Annotated in this window: 18 protein-coding genes; 6 read left to right on the top strand and 12 right to left on the bottom strand. The window is 69.3% G+C overall.

The genetic code is table 11. The annotated features are described in order from the left end of the window. Positions 1-16: 16 nt before the first annotated feature. Entirely contained in the window at positions 17-655 is a 639-nt protein-coding gene (locus tag ABD197_RS07925) for a hypothetical protein (RefSeq protein ID WP_344053310.1), read from the bottom strand. Between the two features lie 28 nt (positions 656-683). Continuing rightward, complete coding sequence (gene coaE / locus ABD197_RS07920) at positions 684-1310, bottom strand: dephospho-CoA kinase (RefSeq protein WP_344053308.1); 627 nt, start codon at positions 1308-1310, stop codon at positions 684-686. Positions 1311-1531: 221 nt separating this feature from the next. Here coaE and ABD197_RS07915 point away from each other — a divergent pair, with 221 nt between their 5' ends. Beyond that, the gene (locus ABD197_RS07915; protein WP_344053306.1) at positions 1532-2374 is read left to right on the top strand and encodes a response regulator transcription factor; all 843 of its coding nucleotides are present in this window, start codon (positions 1532-1534) and stop codon (positions 2372-2374) included. Here the strand turns inward: ABD197_RS07915 and ABD197_RS07910 are convergent. The 3 genes from ABD197_RS07910 to ABD197_RS07900 form a co-directional block, all read right to left on the bottom strand. Then, the gene (locus ABD197_RS07910) at positions 2356-2913 is read right to left on the bottom strand and encodes a GIY-YIG nuclease family protein (RefSeq protein ID WP_344053304.1); all 558 of its coding nucleotides are present in this window, start codon (positions 2911-2913) and stop codon (positions 2356-2358) included. The two genes, ABD197_RS07915 and ABD197_RS07910, sit on opposite strands and share 19 nt — an antisense overlap. Before the next feature lie 75 nt (positions 2914-2988). Next, positions 2989-4443 carry a 30S ribosomal protein S1 gene (rpsA, locus tag ABD197_RS07905; RefSeq protein WP_344053302.1) on the bottom strand — a complete coding sequence of 485 codons (1455 nt, stop codon included), beginning with the start codon at positions 4441-4443 and terminating at the stop codon, positions 2989-2991. Positions 4444-4614: 171 nt separating this feature from the next. Next, complete coding sequence (locus ABD197_RS07900; RefSeq protein ID WP_344053300.1) at positions 4615-5142, bottom strand: TetR/AcrR family transcriptional regulator; 528 nt, start codon at positions 5140-5142, stop codon at positions 4615-4617. A 63-nt stretch (positions 5143-5205) separates the two neighbouring features. On the opposite strand from ABD197_RS07900, the gene ABD197_RS07895 reads away from it, so the two are divergent. Then, a complete protein-coding gene (locus ABD197_RS07895; protein ID WP_344053298.1) occupies positions 5206-5943 on the top strand; it encodes an MBL fold metallo-hydrolase in 738 nt (245 codons plus the stop codon). 10 nt (positions 5944-5953) lie between these two features. Then, on the top strand, positions 5954-7513 hold the full coding sequence (locus tag ABD197_RS07890) for a carboxylesterase/lipase family protein (protein ID WP_344053296.1): 1560 nt from the start codon (positions 5954-5956) through the stop codon (positions 7511-7513). Between the two features lie 9 nt (positions 7514-7522). On the opposite strand, the gene ABD197_RS07885 is transcribed toward ABD197_RS07890, so the two are convergent. The 4 genes from ABD197_RS07885 to ABD197_RS07870 form a co-directional block, all read right to left on the bottom strand. Next, on the bottom strand, positions 7523-8020 hold the full coding sequence (locus tag ABD197_RS07885; protein ID WP_344053294.1) for a bifunctional nuclease family protein: 498 nt from the start codon (positions 8018-8020) through the stop codon (positions 7523-7525). 69 nt (positions 8021-8089) lie between these two features. Beyond that, positions 8090-8746: a uracil-DNA glycosylase family protein gene (locus tag ABD197_RS07880; protein ID WP_344053293.1), complete on the bottom strand. Its 657-nt coding sequence runs from the start codon at positions 8744-8746 to the stop codon at positions 8090-8092. A 130-nt stretch (positions 8747-8876) separates the two neighbouring features. Further along, the gene (locus ABD197_RS07875; RefSeq protein WP_344053291.1) at positions 8877-10313 is read right to left on the bottom strand and encodes a cryptochrome/photolyase family protein; all 1437 of its coding nucleotides are present in this window, start codon (positions 10311-10313) and stop codon (positions 8877-8879) included. Next, entirely contained in the window at positions 10310-11035 is a 726-nt protein-coding gene (locus tag ABD197_RS07870) for an NUDIX hydrolase (RefSeq protein WP_344053289.1), read from the bottom strand. The genes ABD197_RS07875 and ABD197_RS07870 overlap by 4 nt, the downstream gene beginning before the upstream one ends. On the opposite strand from ABD197_RS07870, the gene ABD197_RS07865 reads away from it, so the two are divergent. Further along, on the top strand, positions 11026-11646 hold the full coding sequence (locus tag ABD197_RS07865) for a DUF1697 domain-containing protein (RefSeq protein WP_425561004.1): 621 nt from the start codon (positions 11026-11028) through the stop codon (positions 11644-11646). The two genes, ABD197_RS07870 and ABD197_RS07865, sit on opposite strands and share 10 nt — an antisense overlap. Positions 11647-11648: 2 nt before the next feature. Here ABD197_RS07865 and ABD197_RS07860 read toward each other — a convergent pair whose 3' ends face one another. Together ABD197_RS07860 and ABD197_RS07855 are read right to left on the bottom strand one after the other, a co-directional pair. Further along, positions 11649-12002, bottom strand: a complete 354-nt coding sequence (locus ABD197_RS07860; protein ID WP_344053287.1) for a DUF2200 domain-containing protein — start codon at positions 12000-12002, stop codon at positions 11649-11651. Between the two features lie 699 nt (positions 12003-12701). Then, on the bottom strand, positions 12702-13268 hold the full coding sequence (locus tag ABD197_RS07855) for a P-loop NTPase family protein (RefSeq protein ID WP_344053286.1): 567 nt from the start codon (positions 13266-13268) through the stop codon (positions 12702-12704). A 40-nt stretch (positions 13269-13308) separates the two neighbouring features. Between ABD197_RS07855 and ABD197_RS07850 the strand changes: the two genes are divergently transcribed. Further along, positions 13309-14208, top strand: coding sequence for an alpha/beta hydrolase fold domain-containing protein (locus ABD197_RS07850; RefSeq protein ID WP_344053284.1), 900 nt, complete (start codon positions 13309-13311; stop codon positions 14206-14208). Between the two features lie 224 nt (positions 14209-14432). Then, entirely contained in the window at positions 14433-15203 is a 771-nt protein-coding gene (locus ABD197_RS07845) for a class I SAM-dependent methyltransferase (RefSeq protein WP_344053282.1), read from the top strand. Positions 15204-15205: 2 nt separating this feature from the next. Here the strand turns inward: ABD197_RS07845 and ABD197_RS07840 are convergent, their stop codons facing one another. Continuing rightward, entirely contained in the window at positions 15206-17158 is a 1953-nt protein-coding gene (locus tag ABD197_RS07840) for an alkyl/aryl-sulfatase (RefSeq protein WP_344053280.1), read from the bottom strand. Positions 17159-17223 lie beyond the last annotated feature (65 nt).

Below are 17223 nucleotides of genomic sequence, written 5' to 3'. Positions count from 1 at the left end.
CGGCCGGCGTTCGCGCTCAGCCGAAGCCGCCCCCGCCGTCGAATCCTCCGCCGAGCCCTGAACCGTCGAAACCGCCGCCGAACCCTCCACCGTCCCAGGCTCCGCCGTCGAAGCCCGCGGAGGCGTCCATGCCCGACGAGCCCGGGTCGAACGTGTCGCCGACCCATGCCGGCTCGTCGCCGACGGTCAGGGAACCCGCACCGACGGTGAAGTAGGCCGACACCGCAGACGCCGTCATGAACTGGTAGGCCACGAGCGCCATCACGCCCGTCTGCATCATCATCGCCCGAGGGTCGACGTACGAGTCGTCCGCGGTCGCGGTGCGCGTCCGCACGGCGGCTTCGGCGGCGGCATCCGGAGCGTCACCGGCGGCGGCGCGCTCGGCCCGCCGCTCCTCCGCGCGGCGGACGAGCCGGGCCAGGACGTGCGGGTCCTCGGGAGACGCGGACCGCTCGGACTCGGACATGAAGGGGCGGAGCTGCTCGAACATCTCGCGGCGGCGCTGCGCCGGCACATCGGCGAAGGCCGCCGCGTGCGCGCTCTCGATCACACTCGCCGGGAGGGTATTGAGCAGGTACACGTAGCGCGCGATGCGCTCTTCCTCCGTCACGGCGGCAGAGTGCTTGCGGCGGCGGAATCCCGAGAACAGGCCCATGGCATCTCCTTCGCCGGGGCTTCCGATTTTACCGCCGCAGGCCCCGCCGGGCGCCGACGAGCTCGCCCAGACGCGACCAGAGGTCATCCGCCTGCGCGAGCGTGCGCTCCAGAGGGCCGTCGGTCTCGATGACGACGTCCGCGATCGACAGCCGCTCCTGGTCGCTGACCTGCGACGAGATCCGGGCCGCTGCCTCCTGCTCGGTCATGCCGCGCAGCTCCACCAGCCGGTGCGCCCTGACCTCCGCGGGCGCATGCGCCACGACGATCAGATCCCACGGATCGGCGAGGCGGGCCTCCGCCAGCAGCGGCACGTCGTACACCACCACCGCATCGGGGTCGGATCCGAAGGCCTCGTCGAACTGCCTCTGGGACTCCACCCGCACGGCCGGGTGCACGATCGCATTCAGCCTGCCGACCGCCTCGGGATCCCCGAAGACCCGAGCCGCGAGGGCCGCCCGATCCAGCGCGCCGTCCTCGCGGAGCATGCCGTCGCCGAAGGCGTCCGCGATCGCGCGGAGGACCGGGGATCCGGGCTGCTGCACATCGCGGACGACCTGGTCGGCGTCGACGATGACTGCGCCATGCTCCGCAAGGCGCCGCGCGATGGTGGACTTTCCCGAAGCGATGCCTCCGGTGAGGGCGATGAGTGGCATGAGACGAGCATTCCATGCCCGCGCGCAGAACCTCAGCCAGTCTTGAGCCTCGCCTGAGCCGCGGCTGAGCGGAGCGCCGTATCGTCGGTGTCAGCCCGATGAAGGCGAATCCTCGGACGGTGTTCGAGGAGGACAGCCATGCAACACAGCAGTCCCGCTCTCGGTGCGGAGGGATGGCGATCGTGGGGGCGATCGCCATCCCATAACTCCCCGGTGCGCCCATGAGCGGCCTCGTCGACGGGTCCGAGACGCCGTTGTGGGATATCCTGGCCGACGTTCGGGCGTCGCCGATCGATTCGCCCGCGCCGGAAGGTGCAGAGGTGGAAGAAGCGCGCGTCGCCGTCGTGATCGAGGATGAGGAAGACATCCGGTCGCTGCTGTCGACGGTCCTCACCCAGGCGGGGTTCACCGTCCACGGCGCCGGCACCGGAGAAGAGGGCCTCGAGCTCGTCCGCACCCACGGACCGATCGTCACGACGCTCGACGTCAACATGCCCGGCATGGACGGCTTCGAGACCGCGAAGCGGATCCGTGCCGTGAGTTCGACCTACATCGTGATGCTCAGCGCGCGGACTGAGGAGATCGACGCCCTGCAGGGCCTCGAAGCGGGCGCCGACGACTACGTCGCCAAGCCGTTCCGACCCCGCGAGCTCCGCGCGCGGATCGACGCGATGCTGCGCCGCCCCCGTCACCATGTCGCCACCGTCCCGGTCGCCACGATCGGCGACGACGAAGGCGCGGTCGGATGGCTCGAGCACCGCGGCGTCCGTCTCAACCCCGACACCCGCATCGTGACGGTGGACGGCGCGGATCTCGAACTCACCCGCAGCGAGTTCGACATCCTCGCCGACCTGCTCGGCTCGGGACGACGCGTCCGCGCGAAGTCCGACCTCGCCCTCATGCTGCGCGGTGAGCAGTACACCGGAGTCGAATTCGTCAGCGACAGCGACGCCCGGGCGATCGAGGTGCACGTCGCGAACCTCCGCCGCAAGCTCGGCGAGTCGGCTTCGCAGCCGCGATGGATCGAGACCGTGCGGGGCGTCGGCTACCGGCTGACCGCGTAGCTCTCGCTCATCCACCGCACGTACCGATCCCAGGGGTCTTCCACGCCGGCACGCACGTGCTCGATGTGTGCGAGCAGTCGCCCGCTGAGCCGGAACCACTCGGTGGTCGCGAACCGTTCCGCGGCGAACTGCTCGTGTCGTCGACGTTCGAGCCGGCGATCACCGCGCTCGAAGGCGAGCAGCTCGTCATGCCAGAGGGCGCGCAACCGCTGCCGTGGATTGCCGGACGTGCCGATCTTCACGCGATCGGCCACCCGGAGGTAGTACACGACGTCGACCCTCGGCGGCGGAAGCTCGTGGTCGACGAGTTCGCCGTGGCGCCACTCGCAGACGGCGCACACCCATGCGGACGGGTAGCGGATGCCGATCCTCGAGCCGCAGAGACGGCACGGTGACGGCAGCGCATCCGTCACGCCGTACCGGCGCTGGTCCCACTCCCCTGCAACGGCCAGGTGATGCTCGCACAGCGCGAGCGGAGCGTCGGCCGGGACGTCGGCGCGGCATCCGTCCACGAGGCACGGCGGTGCGGAGTCGATCACCCGCTCAAGATACGTGCCACCGACGACACAGGCCGCCACCCGAAGGTGACGGCCTGTGTGGTTACAGCGTGTGGATCAGCGACCCGACAGCTTCTCGCGGAGAGCCGCGAGAGCCTCGTCGTCGGCCAGGGTGCCGCCGGCGGAGCTGTCGGACGAGAACGAGCTCGATGCGGAGCTGGTCTCGGTCGGGGCTGCAGCCTCGGCCTCGGCGGCCTTGGCGACGGCAGCCTTGTGCTGCTCCCAGCGAGCCTGGGCGGCGGCGTACTCCTGCTCCCACTTCTCGCGGGCCTCGTCGGAGCCTTCCTTCCAGGCGTTGGTCTCCGGGTCGAAGCCCTCGGGGTACTTGTACTCGCCGTTCTCGTCGTACTCGGTGACCATGCCGTACAGGGCGGGGTCGAACTCGGTGCCGAACGGGTCGACCGACTCGTTGGCCTGCTTGAGCGACAGCGAGATGCGGCGACGCTCGAGGTCGATGTCGATGACCTTGACGAACACCTCTTCGCCGACGGACACGACCTGCTCGGCGAGCTCGACGTGCTTGCCGGAGAGCTCGGAGATGTGCACGAGGCCCTCGATGCCGTCCGCGACGCGCACGAACGCGCCGAACGGAACGAGCTTGGTGACCTTACCGGGCGTGACCTGTCCGATCGCGTGCGTACGCGCGAAGACCTGCCACGGGTCCTCCTGGGTGGCCTTGAGCGAAAGCGACACGCGCTCGCGGTCCAGGTCGACCTCGAGGATCTCGACGGTGACTTCCTGACCCACCTCGACGACCTCGGAGGCGTGCTCGATGTGCTTCCACGACAGCTCGGAGACGTGCACGAGGCCGTCCACACCGCCGAGGTCCACGAACGCACCGAAGTTGACGATCGACGAGACCGTGCCCTTGCGGACCTGACCCTTGTGCAGGTTGTTCAGGAACGACGTGCGCGACTCGGACTGCGTCTGCTCCAGCAGCGCGCGGCGCGAGAGCACCACGTTGTTGCGGTTCTTGTCGAGCTCGAGGATCTTCGCCTCGATCTCCTGGCCGAGGTACGGCGTGAGGTCGCGGACGCGACGGAGCTCGATGAGCGATGCGGGGAGGAAGCCGCGCAGGCCGATGTCGACGATGAGGCCACCCTTGACGACCTCGATCACGGAACCGGTGACGACACCGTCGGTCTCCTTGATCTTCTCCACGTCGCCCCAGGCGCGCTCGTACTGGGCGCGCTTCTTGGACAGGATCAGACGGCCTTCCTTGTCCTCCTTCTGGAGAACGAGGGCTTCGACCTGGTCGCCGACCTTGACGACCTCGTTGGGGTCGACGTCGTGCTTGATCGAGAGCTCGCGCGAGGGGATGACACCCTCGGTCTTGTATCCGACGTCGAGGAGGACCTCGTCGCGGTCGATCTTCACGACGGTTCCTTCGATGAGATCGCCGTCGTTGAAGAACTTGAGGGTCAGTTCGACCGCGGCCAGGAAGTCCTCAGCAGATCCGATGTCGTTGATGGCGACCTGCTTGGTGGCCGGGGCGGTCGTTGCGATAGTCATGTAGTGGGTTGTCCTTGTTGGGTTGGGATGTCGGGCTTCGACGCACGGACACACGTGTGCCGCAGGTCTCCGCGAATGGATTGTGAGTGCGATGTCACGCGCGCACGGCAATGAAGCCACACGGGTGACATCTCAGAGTATCAGAACGCCCTCCCCGACCGGAATGTTCCCTCACCCGGACCGCAGGCCGGCCTCGAGCCGATCGAGCCCGTACTCGAACGCCTGCTCGATGTCGCCGTCGAAGCGGAACGATCCCGAGTTCTCCATGTTCACGAAGCCCGTCGCCCAGGCGGTGAGCAGACGCGCGGCGTCCAGCGCGGCATCCGCCCCGACGAGCTCGGCGGTCGCGTTCAGCAGCGGCACGGCCGCGCGAGCCATCTCGTCCTGCGCACCGTCGATCGCGAACATGAGGCGGAAACCCTCCGGATGCCGCCGGGCGAAGTCCCGGTAGGTGTGGGCGATCGAGCGCAGGCTCTGGTCGGACCGCTCCAGCCGGTCGGCGAGATCGCGTGCGGAGGCCTCGACGACGAGGGTGAGGAGCGCGTCACGATCGCGGACGCGCTTGTACAGCGAGGGCGCCCGGACTCCGACGCGTTCCGCAACCGCCTGCATCGTGAGACCGGAGGGACCACCGGTCTCGAGGATCTCCCTGCCCGCTCCGACGATGTCCGCGAGCGTCGTGCGTTCCGGTGTGGGCATCGTGTTCTCCTGTCAGCGACCGATGGCTATTGACCTAAGCTATCATGGCTATGTACCGTAGCCATGATATCACCACCGCTGGAGGCCGCCATGAAGCTCGCTCCCCACCTGCACCGCATCGGCAACGACATCGTCGCCGCCTACCTGATCGACACGGCGGAGGGCGTGACCGTGATCGACGCCGGGCTGCCCGGCCACCACCGCGATCTGACCCGCGAACTCGCGACGATGAACCGCTCGCTCGCGGACGTGAAGGGCATCGTGCTGACCCACGGAGACAGCGATCACCTCGGCTTCGCCGAGCGCATGCGGGCTGAACAGGGTGTCCCGGTCTTCGTCCACGCCGCCGACGCGGACCGCGCCAAGGGCGGAAAGAAGCCGGCGGTCGCGATGGGTCCGTTCCGCATCGGTGCACTCCTCCGCTTCTTCGGGTACGCGCTCCGCAAGGGCGGCATGCGCACCCGCTATCTGACGGACGTCGTCGAGGTCGCTGACGGTGATGTCCTCCCCCTGCCGGGATCACCCGTGGTCGTCGGGATGCCGGGCCATTCGCCCGGGAGCATCGCCGTGTTCGTCCCCTCGGTGCGCGCGGTGTTCGTCGGCGATGCGCTGACGACCACGCACGTGCTGACCGGCCGCGCGGGCATGCAGCCGGCACCGTTCACGGACGACCCCGAGCTCGCGCTGCGATCGTTGGACCGTCTTGCAGATCTCGACGCGGACTGGGTGCTCCCCGGACACGGAACGCCGTGGCACGGGAGCCCGGCCGACGCGGCCTCGGCGGTGCGCGCCGCCCGCTAGCCTGGCGGTGATGAGCCAGACACCTGCTGCCCCGCCCGTCGCCACGACGTCCCGCGCGAGCTTCCGAGGTACCGCATCGGGCGCAGCCGAGGTGTTCAAGGGAATCCGCTACGCCGAGGCGCCGGTCGGAGAGCGCCGCTGGCGCGACCCCGTGCCCCACGTCGCGAGAGGTGAGGTCGATGCGACGACGTTCGGCGCGATCGCGCCGCAGCAGACGAACCCGGCGCTGCACCTGGGACCGGATGCGGTGCAGGACGAGGACTGCCTGTTCCTGAACGTCTGGCGTCGCCAGGGGACGTCGGAGGACGCCGGGCGCCCCGTCATGGTGTGGCTGCACGGAGGCGCGTACACGTTCGGTTCGTCGAGCCAGCCCATGTACGACGGTGCCGCGCTCGTGCAGACGGGCGACGTGATCGTGGTCACCCTCAACTACCGGATCGGAGCGCTGGGATTCCTCGACCTGTCGTCGCTGTCGACGCCCGAGGACGTCTTCGACGGCAACCTGGCGCTGAAGGACATCCTGCTGGCGCTGCGCTGGGTGCAGCACAACATCGCGGGATTCGGCGGCGACCCGGAGCGCGTGACCGTGTTCGGGGAGTCGGCGGGCGGCGGGCTCGTCACCACGCTGCTGGCGACGCCGAGCGCCGAGGGCCTGTTCCACCGCGCGATCGCCGAGTCCTCCCCCGCCACGAGCATGTACGGACCGAAGCGCGCCGGCGAGGTGGCGCAGCGGTTCCTGACCGAAACCGGCGTCGAGGCCTCCGCCCTGCCACGGCTGCGGGAGCTCCCCGCGGACGAAATCGTCCGGGCGACGATGGCCGTCTTCGCGGCAGTCCCGACCGCCGCCCCGGGCACCCTCGCCTTCGCGCCGGTCGTGGACGGCGAGCTGGTGCCGGAGGCACCCGCATCCGTCCTCAAGGAGGGGCGCGGGCTCGCCGTCCCGCTCATGATCGGCACGAACCGCGACGAGGCGTCGTTCTTCCGCTTCATGAAGAGCCCGCTCATGCCGGTCACGAAAGACGACATCGAGCGCATGTTCGCCGACATGCGGGCTGAGAACCCCGACGTCGAACTCCCGTCACGCGACGCGGTGCTCGCTGGATACGAGGGGGTCCGTCAGAAGGTGCTGGGGCTCGGGATCGCGCGCGACATCGCGTTCCGTCTGCCGACGATCTGGATCGCGGAGGGGCACAGCGCGGTCGCGCCGGTGTGGCTGTACCGGTTCGACCACGCGACGCGCGCGATGAATGCGATCGGCATCGGGGCGACGCACGGCGCCGAGCTCGCCTACGTGTGGGGCAACCTCGCCACCGGTCCGAAGGATCCGACGTTCTGGCTCGGCGGCAGGCGCACGGCGGATCGCATCTCGGAGCGCGTGCGCGCCCGCTGGACCGCGTTCGCGCGCGGCGAGGCACCCGATGCTGCTGCGGTGACGGATGCCGTCGCCTGGCCGTCCTATGACGTGCAGGATCGACAGACGCTGGTGATCGACGCACAGGACCGCGTCGTGGAGGACCTCGACGCCGCCTTGCGGGCCGGGTGGGGCGACCAGGTCCTCGCGTTCCCCTGAGGGTGCTCGCTAGCCGCGGAAATCGTCCGGGTCGACGTCCTCGAGGAAGCGCTTGAACTCGTCGAGGGCCTCGTCCTCGTCGTCATCGGACGCCGTCACCGTGTCGAGCACACCGGCCTCCTCGAGGACGTCCTCCGCGACGCGGATCGGAGCGCCGACCCGGCAGGCGAGGGCGATCGCGTCGGAGGGCCGGGCGTCGACGATGCGCTCGCCGGCGATCGTTTTAAGAGTGATGTCGGCGTAGAACGTCCCGTCCGTGATCCGGGACACGGCGACCCCGCCGACGGACGCGTCCAGCTGAGCCAGAAGCGTGCGCATCAGGTCGTGCGCGAGCGGCCGCGGCGTGTCCGCGCCCTCCACCGCCGCCAGGATCGAGGTCGCTTCCTGCGCGCCGATCCAGATCGGCAGGATGCGCCCCTCGCCGGGTGCCTCATCGATCGGCTTGAGCAGGATGACGTGCTGACCGGCAGGGTCGAGCGCGATCCCCGCGACGCGAACCGGGATCATCCTGTTCTCCTCTCGCGCATCCGGGACCCCATGCTCCTCGCCCGCCTGCGGGACGGTCAAGGGGTCAGCTCAACGCCTGCGCTTGCCGTTCTCCTCGAGCGGTCGCAGACGCGCGTGGACCATCGCCTGGCGGTACACCTCGCGCACCGTGCGCAGTGCGCTCTCGGTCGTGGCATCGTCCCCCGACCATGCCGACGGACTCGTCGAGCGGGCGGCGAAGACGTGGATGCCGCGATCGCGCAGCAGTGTTCCGGCGATATCCGGAGACGACAGGCGGTTCGCCACGTAGGCGGACTCCTCGCCGTGGGCGACGATGGCCTTCACGCGAGGCAGCAGATCGATGAGCTGACGCAGGGGCCGCGCCCCGGCATCCAATTGCTCGTGCGTGTGGCGACCCGCGTCGCGCCACGGGTACGCGTGCCACGGCATCACGTGTCGGGGTTGGAGATCGACGGCTTCGAGCACGCGCGCGAGGCGTTCGGCCGAAGGGTGGTCGTCCTCGAGGGAGAACATGCCCGATCCCACCTTCAGGCGCGGTCGCGGTTCGGGGCGCGGGATGAGCACGATGATCCGGGCCTTCTCGAGGTCGTGCTCGGCCGAGACGTAGGGCGGCCACTCGTCGGCGGGGCGCCCGCGCTGCAGGCGGGTCGCGAGGTCGTTCACCGGCAGGATCTGCAGTTCGTCCAGCCGGGACTCCTGCAGCCGCTTGTACTCCGGATCAGCCATCCGACGCGCCATCGCACCTCCTGAGCCTCGATGGCTGAACCCTAGACCCACCTGCACCGCGCGAGAGGGCAGAAACGGACCGCTTCACCGGCGTGTCGCCTGTCAGAAGTGCCCTCTCGCGAGGAGCAGGTCAGCCGGCGCGGCGCTTGCGCATCTGCGCGAGCGGGAGGGACAGACGCGGGTTGCCCCGCAGCTGCTCCTCGTGCGCGTCGAGGAACGCCCAATACGCGGCGGTGAACTCCGAGTCCCGCGCCTCGGCGGCGCTCCCCCACCACGATCCCATCTTCTGCAGGTACGCCCCGCCCGAGATGTACGGCTTCGTCGCCACGCGACCACCGTCCGCGTACTGGCTCATTCCCTGCACGTTCGGCACCATCACCCACTCGTACGCATCGACGAACAGCGCCGAGAACCAGTCGTACACGTCGTGCGGGTGGTAGCCCTGCAGCAGGAACCAGTTGCCGAGCACCATGAGCCGCTCGATGTGATGGGCGTACCCCCAGCGCAGGACGCGCTCGAGCACGGTCCGCACCGGCACGGGAAGATCATCCGGGATGCCGTGCCCGGTGTACCACCACGGCTCGAGCCTCCTCGACAGAGCGAAGTGGTTCGCCTGCTTCAGCTCCGGCATCGCCCGGTACGCACCGCGCATGTACTCGCGCCACCCGATCACCTGCCGGATGAAGCCCTCCAGCGACGCGAGCGGCGCGTCCGGATGCGCGAGCACCGCGTCCACGACCTCGTCCACCGTGAGCAGTCCGATGTTCAGCAGGGGGCTCAGCAGCGAGTGGAAGAGGAACGGCTCTTCCGCGGCCATCGCGTCCTCGTAGCGACCGAAGAGCTCGAGGCGCCGCGACACGAAGTCATCCAGCCAGCGACGCGCGGCATCCGGCGTCACCGGCAGCCAGAATTCCGCAGCGTCGCCCGGCGCATCCGGAAAGCGCCTCGCCACCTCGGCGATCACGTCACGGGTGATGTCGTCGTGCTCGGGCAGCAGGGGCGCGGGCACGTCGATGCCGCCTTTCGGCAGCGGCTCGCGGTTGTCGGCGTCGAAATTCCAGCGCTTGCCGACGGGCTGCGCGCCGTCCATGAGGATGCCGGTCCTCCGGCGCTGCCACCGATAGAAGTCCTCCATGCGCGCCGCGGCATGCCCCGTGAACCATTCGTCGAGGTCGCGGGCAGGAGTCAGGAACAGAGCGTCGGAGTAGACGCGGGTGTGCAGCGACTCCTGCTCGCAGAAGCGCAGGAGGCGACGGTCCACACCCCGATCGGTCGCCGACATCCATGCGAGCGCCTCGATGTCGTGCGTGCGGGCGAGGTGCCGAAGCGCGTGCAGGAACCCGAGGTCGGCATCCAGCGTCACGCGCTCCACCCGGCGGCCGTCGGCCGACAGCCGCGCTGCGGTGTGCCGCATGGCCGACAGCAGCAGCACGATCTTGTGGGAGTGATACGGGCGCCGACGGAAGGCGGCATCCGCTTCGACGAACAGGATCAGGTCGATGTCGGGATCGGCGAGCGCCGGGTGATCGGCGAACTGCTGGGTCGCCAGGATGAGCGCCGCCTTCACCGCGGCAGGCCGTCCAGATCCAACGGAAGCTCGCGGGCCCGGTCCCAGGGCTCGGTCCAGCCGAGCCGCTCGAACAGGCCGTCGAGCAGCATCGCCGTGAACCCCCACACGAGGAATTCGCGGCCCTCGCGCTCGACGGTGAAGCCGGGTCCGCTCCACGTCCGGCCGTCGCGGCGGATCACCGTCACTCCTCGATGCGCCGGGTCGAGCAGATCGGCGACCGGCGCGCGGAAGACCGCGGCCGACTCGGCCTCGTCGACGACACGGACCTCTGACGGATGCCGCCACCACGCGACGACGGGCGTGACCAGGTTCTGCGAGAAGGCCAGCGGGACGCGTTCGAGCATGCCCAGCACTTCCACCCCGTCGGGGTCCAGTCCGGTCTCCTCCTGCGCCTCGCGCAGCGCTGCGTCGACCGGTCCGGAATCCTGCGGGTCCAGGCGACCGCCGGGGAAGGCGACTTGACCGGGATGGGCCCGCAGCGTCGCCGCGCGCTCGAGCAGCAGGACGTCGAGGTCGCGTGAGACGGCGTCGCTCGCGGCTCGATGGTCGCTGGGCAGTCCGTCCAGGATGCCGAACAGGATCAGCACGGCCGACGACCGGGCATCCGCCGAAGCGGGCAGGGCGCTCAAGCCGGGGAACCCGGCTCCGCGCCCGGCGGCCACGTCTTCCGTCAACGCGATGAGCGCGGCGCGCGCGCTCAGAGAGGTCTGTGACGGCATTCGATCAGGCTACGCCCGGCACGTGGGCGGGGGGCGATGCATCGGCATCCGGATGCGCCGCATCCGGACGGCGTACGCTCCTGATTGTGCAGTGCGTCGCCTTTTTCCGGAACGTGAATCAGGGACAGCGCGGGCACCCGTCGACGGCCGACGTCGTCGGATCCTTCGCCGATGCCGGCGCCGCCGATCCGCGCGCGTTCCAGAGCAACGGGACCATCCTGTTCGCTTCGGCCGACCCGGGGGCCACGGTCGAGGCCGCAGGGTCGGCGCTGGCCCGACGCTCCGGGATCGAACGCGAGGGATTCTGGATGCCGCTCGCCGACGTCGTCGCGATCGTCGACGTTCATGCGGATCGGCTCGACATCCGGCGCTGCGAGGTGACCCTCCACGGCGGGGGTGTCGTGGACCCGACCGATCCGGAGGTCGTCCGCACGGCGGCGCATCGCCGCTGCGAGATCGTGGATGCCGGACCCGGCTGGATGGTCACCGTCAACGAGCGGGACGCCGAGAGCAACGCGACGCCCGTGGCGGAGCGTCTCACCGGCGGTCCGGCGACATCACGGGGTCTGCCGACGCTCGTGCGCCTGGCCGACCGATTCGGAGCGGAGTGAGGTCAGGCCGGCTGCGGTGAGCGCAGGATCTTGCTCATCGCCTTGCCGCGCGCGAGCTCGTCGACGAGCAGGTCGAGATAGCGGATCTTCTGCATGAGGGGATCGTCCACGTCCTGCACACGAACGCCGCAGACGGTGCCGGTGATGAGCGTCGCGCTCGGGTTGAGGCGGGCGTCCTCGAAGAACTCCTCGAACGTGGTGCCGGCCTCGATGTGGCGTGCCAGCGCGACGGCGTCGAAGCCGGTGAGCCACGCGATGACCTCGTCGAGCTCAGCCTGGGTGCGCCCTTTGCGCTCGACCTTCGCGACGTACAGCGGATACACCGACGCGAACGACATCGTGAAGATCCGGCTCATGCCCGCGATCGTACGCCCGGCAGCTGACCGCCGACACGTTTCGGTCATGTGAATTCTGCGGCGGTCGAGATCCGAACTGATGACCGCCGTGCGCTGCGCTCCCTATGTTGGGAACAGACCCGCGACGGTGACGCTGTGAGGCCCCCTAGCGTTCCAGCCCTCGTCGTTGACGCTTCGCCGCGGGTTCAGGCCCTCCGGCGGCTCGGGTTCCCCAACTCCACCGCCGGAGGGCCGCCGCTGTTCGAGCGATGCCGTCGCTCCGGCTCTTATCCTTGATCACGTGCCAGACAGCGACGCCTTCCCCCCGCAGGTCGGCTCGGCGATCGTCGGGTACTCGGGCATCTACAACGCTGACGGGGGCGTCGGGGGCGAGATCCGCTATGTGCTCGGGCACCTCTTCGGCTCGGCGGAATGCTCGCTGTGCGACATCACGCACTCCCCCGTCCGGAGGAAGCCGGAGTGGGATCGGATGGTCGCCAGGGTGGGCCTTCCGATCGTGCTGCTGCACCGCAACGAGCTCGACCCGGCGCTCGAAGACCACCAGCCCGGAAGCAGAGCCCTTTCATCATCGGCTCCGGTGTGCCCCTGGTGGACGGACCGTTCGTCCCGACGGGTTTCCAGTCCGTGGATGAGGCTCTGCTGGACAGTGGTGTCCTTGGGCTCATGTACGACCGTCGGGCGCGGTAGCCGGGCACACGCTCAGTCCGCCGCCGAGGCCAGGGGCCCTGCCATCCACGCTTCGAGCTCCCGCTGAGTGCGCAGCCGGACGATCGCGAGATGCGGCATGTCGGCGTCGAGTTGCGGGATCCGCCCCGTGTATTTGCGTCTGGTCCTGATCGACCAGCGGACGATGTGCTCCCGGTCATGGAAGAACGTCCGCAGAGGCGGTTCGATGTTTCCGTTCCACAGAACCTCTCGGTGGAGGCGGCGTCGCAGCGTGCGCCGCACCACTCGCGGCAGGGTGACCGTCGCGAACGGCACATCCAGCCACACCAGGAGGTCGGCACGCTCGACCAGCAGGGGCCGCGCGGTGGAGTACTGCCACTCGGTCGTCCACGACGGCTGATCCGCCAGCATCCGCACGTCCTCGACGAACCCCTCCCGGGGCGTCCATTCCGGGCCGTGGTAGAGCGCGTCGAGCTCGGTGTAGGGCGCGTCGAGAACGCGGGCGATCCGCCTGGCCAGCGTGCTCTTGCCCGCGCCGGACACTCCGGCCACGAGCACACGCCGCGGTCGGAGCGGGAGCGGATCGTCGAAGCGCAGCACACGAAGGAGGCTAACGGTCGACGCGTCGTGTGATGCTGAGATGATGCGAGCCGTCCTCCCCGATGCCGTCGTTCCCCTCGCGCTGCGCATGATGCGCGCGAACCGGACCTTCGTCAGCGCCGACGGCGCGAGAAAGCGGATCCGGGAACGCGAGCTGCGACCGGTGCCGTACGGCCCTCCGTCGCGCCTGCGGCCCGGGATCCGTGTCGACGTGGAACAGTTCGACGGCTGGCCCGTGTACACGATCCTGCCGCCCGAGACCCGCGGCGCCGTGGTGTACGTGCACGGCGGCGGCTGGGTGAACGAGATCGCACCTCAGCACTGGCACCTGGCCGCACGGATCGCCGCGGAGACGTCGACGGCGGTCGTCGTGCCGATCTACCCCCTGGTTCCGTTCGGAACCGCCCGCGAGGCGCGCGACACGGCGGCCGCTCTGGTCCGCCGGAGCATCGACACGTACGGAGCGACCTGCCTCGCCGGTGATTCCGCAGGCGGTCAGATCGCTCTCTCCACGGCACTCGCCCTCCGCGACGGCGGCGTGGTGCTCCCCCGGACCGTCCTCATCTCCCCCGCACTGGATCTCTCGTGGAGCAACCCCCGCATTCCGCTCGTGCAGCCGTCGGACCCTTGGCTGGCCACTCCCGGCGGCCAGGTCCTCGCCGAGCAGTGGCGCGGCGATCTCGACCTGCTCGACCCCGCGGTGAGTCCGCTGTTCGGCGATCTCGCCGGACTCGGCCCCCTCACGGTCTTCACCGGGACGAGAGATGTCCTCAATCCCGATGCGCACGTGCTCGCGCAGAAATCCCGTGCCGCCGGCGTGCCCTTCGAACTGTGCGAGGGTGCCGGGCAGGTGCACGTGTACCCGCTCGTGCCGACACGCGCAGGACGCGAGGCGCAGTCACATCTCGTCTCCGTGCTCGGATCAGCCATCGGCTCGTAACCGCCCGGACGACGAAACCCCCGCTCGACCTGGTCGAGCGGGGGTTCGCTTTGGTATTTCAACGATCGTAGGCGCTCATATTCAAGATCCTTCCGTCGGGGATCTTGAGACTAGTCAGCCATCGCCGTCGTGGCAAGACACCAACAGCGCCAGAGCCGAGCCGCGCACGATCGCCGTCACGCGCGGCCCTACCGCCGCGGCCGACCGAGTTCTACCGTGTGGGCATGGGGTTCGATGGTGCCGCGATCGACTACGACCGCTTCATGGGTCGCTATTCGACTCTGCTCAGCGCTCCGTTCGCCGACTTCGCCGGCGTGCGAGCCGGGCAGCGCGTCCTCGATGTGGGATGCGGTCCCGGTGCGTTGACCGGCGAGCTCGTGGCACGTGTCGGGGCGTCTTCCGTCGCCGGCGTCGACCCGTCGGCATCGTATGTCGCATCCGCGCGCGAGCGCTTTCCCGACGTACGGGTCGAGACGGCATCCGCCGGTGACCTGCCGTTCGACGATGCCGAGTTCGACGCAGCCCTGGCCCAGCTCGTCGTGCACTTCCTCGCCGACCCGGTCCACGATCTGCGGGAGATGGCGCGGGTCACGCGGCCGGGTGGGATCATCGCGGCCTGCACGTGGGACCACGCGGGGGGAACGAGCCCGTTGAGCCGCTTCTGGGATGTGCTGAGCGCCCACGACCCCGACGCTCCGCGCGAAGCGCACCTCCCGGGGACGCGCGCGGGTCAGCTGAGCGAGTACCTCAGGGATGCCGGCCTCGACGACATCGTGGAGACGGTGTTGACCGTGCACGTGCTGCACCCGACTTTCGAAGACTGGTGGACGCCCTACCTGCGCGGCGCGGGCCCGATCGGGGCGTACATCGAGTCGCTGGATGAGACGGGGCGCTCGGCGCTGGAGCGCGCCCTGCGGGCCGAGATGCCCGCCGCTCCCTTCGAGATCAGCGGGTCTGCGTGGGCCGCCCGCGGAACCGTGGCCCCCTCACACTGAAGTCAGCGCCCCGGCACGGCGACGGCGCCGGGCGTTCCCGGAAGCACCTCGAAGCCGAGCGGGAAGTCGACGAGCATCTCCCCCAGTCGGGCGAGAACGCTGCCGTCGCCGTCGAGGTGCGCGGACCCATCCGTCAACAGCGCCGCAAGGGAGACCTCGCCGGTCATGGCGCGTTCGAGATGTGCACGATCGATCGTCACCGAGACGTCCGGATCGGCCGCCGCCGCTCCTTCGAGCGTGGTCAGGGCGCCGTTGGAGAGCTCGATCACGAAGCGCTGTCCGGTGTCGGGTGTGGTCAGGTTCGCGACGAACGACAAGGTCTCGGCCTTGGCGGGGTCGAGGCGGATCGCGAGGAAGTCGAAGAACTGCACGGTGGTGAGCGCCCGCACCAGATCCGGTCCGGTCGCCGTGGGAGTGACGCCCGAGGGAAGCCCGGAGCGCAGTTCGAGCGCTCCGGCCAGAAAGCTGTTGCGTAGGCTCGGACTCTCCTGCTGGTACCCGATCTGCTCGAAGGCTTCCGCCAGCAGCATCCGCGCGTCCTCTTCGCCCGGCTCGGCGTAGACGAGCTTGTTCAGGATCTCGGTGGCCAGGAAGTACTCGCCTTCGGAGATCAGCTCGCGCGCCTTGGCGAGGATCGGTCCGGCGCCTCCCATCAGCTCGACGTAGAGCGGGGCGGAATCCTTCGGGGAGAGCGGGATGAGCGTCGTCGGGTTCGCATCCCAGTAACCGAGATAGCGGTTCACAACGGCCCGAGCGTTGTGCGGGACCGACCCGTGGTAGCTGCGCGCCGTCCACTGCCGCTGCAACGATTCCGGCACCCGGTAGACGTTGTGGATCTCGTTGATCGTCACACCCTGGTTCGCGAGGTGCAGCACGGTGTTGTTCAGGTGCGCGTACGTGTCGCGCTGTGCGCGCATCACCTCCTGGATGCGCTCGTTGCCCCAGCGCGGCCAGCTGTGCGAGGCGAACATGACCTCCGCCTCTCCGCCGAAGCGGTACAGCGCGGCGTTGATCTGCCTCGACCATTCGAGGGCGTCGCGGACGAGCGCGCCGCGGAGGGTGTAGATGTTGTGGATCGTCGCCGTGATGTTCTCCGCGGCCCAGAACGCCTTGAGGTCGGGGAACCACGTGTTCATCTCCGCCGGCGCCTCGGTGCCGGGGGTGTTCTGGAACACCATCCGGACCCCGTCGATCACGTGCTCCTCGAAGTCGTCCTCGATCGACATCGTCGGGGCGATGAGACCGATCGAGCCCGCGGCGACCTTCTTCCCGATCGCCTGGTCGACGTGTCCGAACGGGCTCGGCTCGAGCAGAGCGCCGTACTGGTAGAACAGGCGACGCGACATCGCGTTTCCGGCATAGACGTTCTCGGCGACCGCGTGCTCGAGGAATCCCGCCGGCGCGATCACCTGCACCGCACCGCTCACGACGTCCGCTTCGTCGATCACTCCGCGCACACCTCCGAAGTGATCGCCGTGCGAATGCGAGAAGACCACCGCGACGACGGGGCGTTCGCCCAGGTGCTCGGTGACGAGGGCGAGCGCGGCCGCGGCGGTCTCCCGCGTGGTCAACGGATCGAACACGATCCAACCCGTGTCCGACTTGATGAAGCTGACGTTCGCGAGATCGAAGCCGCGCACCTGCCAGACCCGGTCGGGGACGACCTCGAACAGGCCGTAGTGGGCATTCAGAACCGCCTGTCGCTGGAGCGAAGGGTGGATGCTGTCGAACTCGTCCGATTCGGTGAGGAAGGAGTACGCGCCGAAGTCCCACGCGACGTTGCCGGCGTCCGCCATGATGCGCGTCACCGTCGGCCGGGCGATGAAGCCGCGGGTGACCTCGTCGAAGTCCCGGCGATCGGTGAACGGCAGGGACTCGCGGGCACGCTGCTGCGCGGCGGTGGTCGCGGCGGAGGGCGCCGTCCCGTGCGGGTGGAAGTGGTCTGAATGAGCCATGGGCGGTGCCGACGTTTCTGCGAGGGTTGCCTCGACGCCTGACCGCGCGAAGCCTGTGAACCGCA

This window comes from Microbacterium lacus, assembly GCF_039531105.1.
GTDB lineage: Bacteria > Actinomycetota > Actinomycetes > Actinomycetales > Microbacteriaceae > Microbacterium > Microbacterium lacus.
This window is presented reverse-complemented; position numbering and strand designations above follow the sequence as displayed.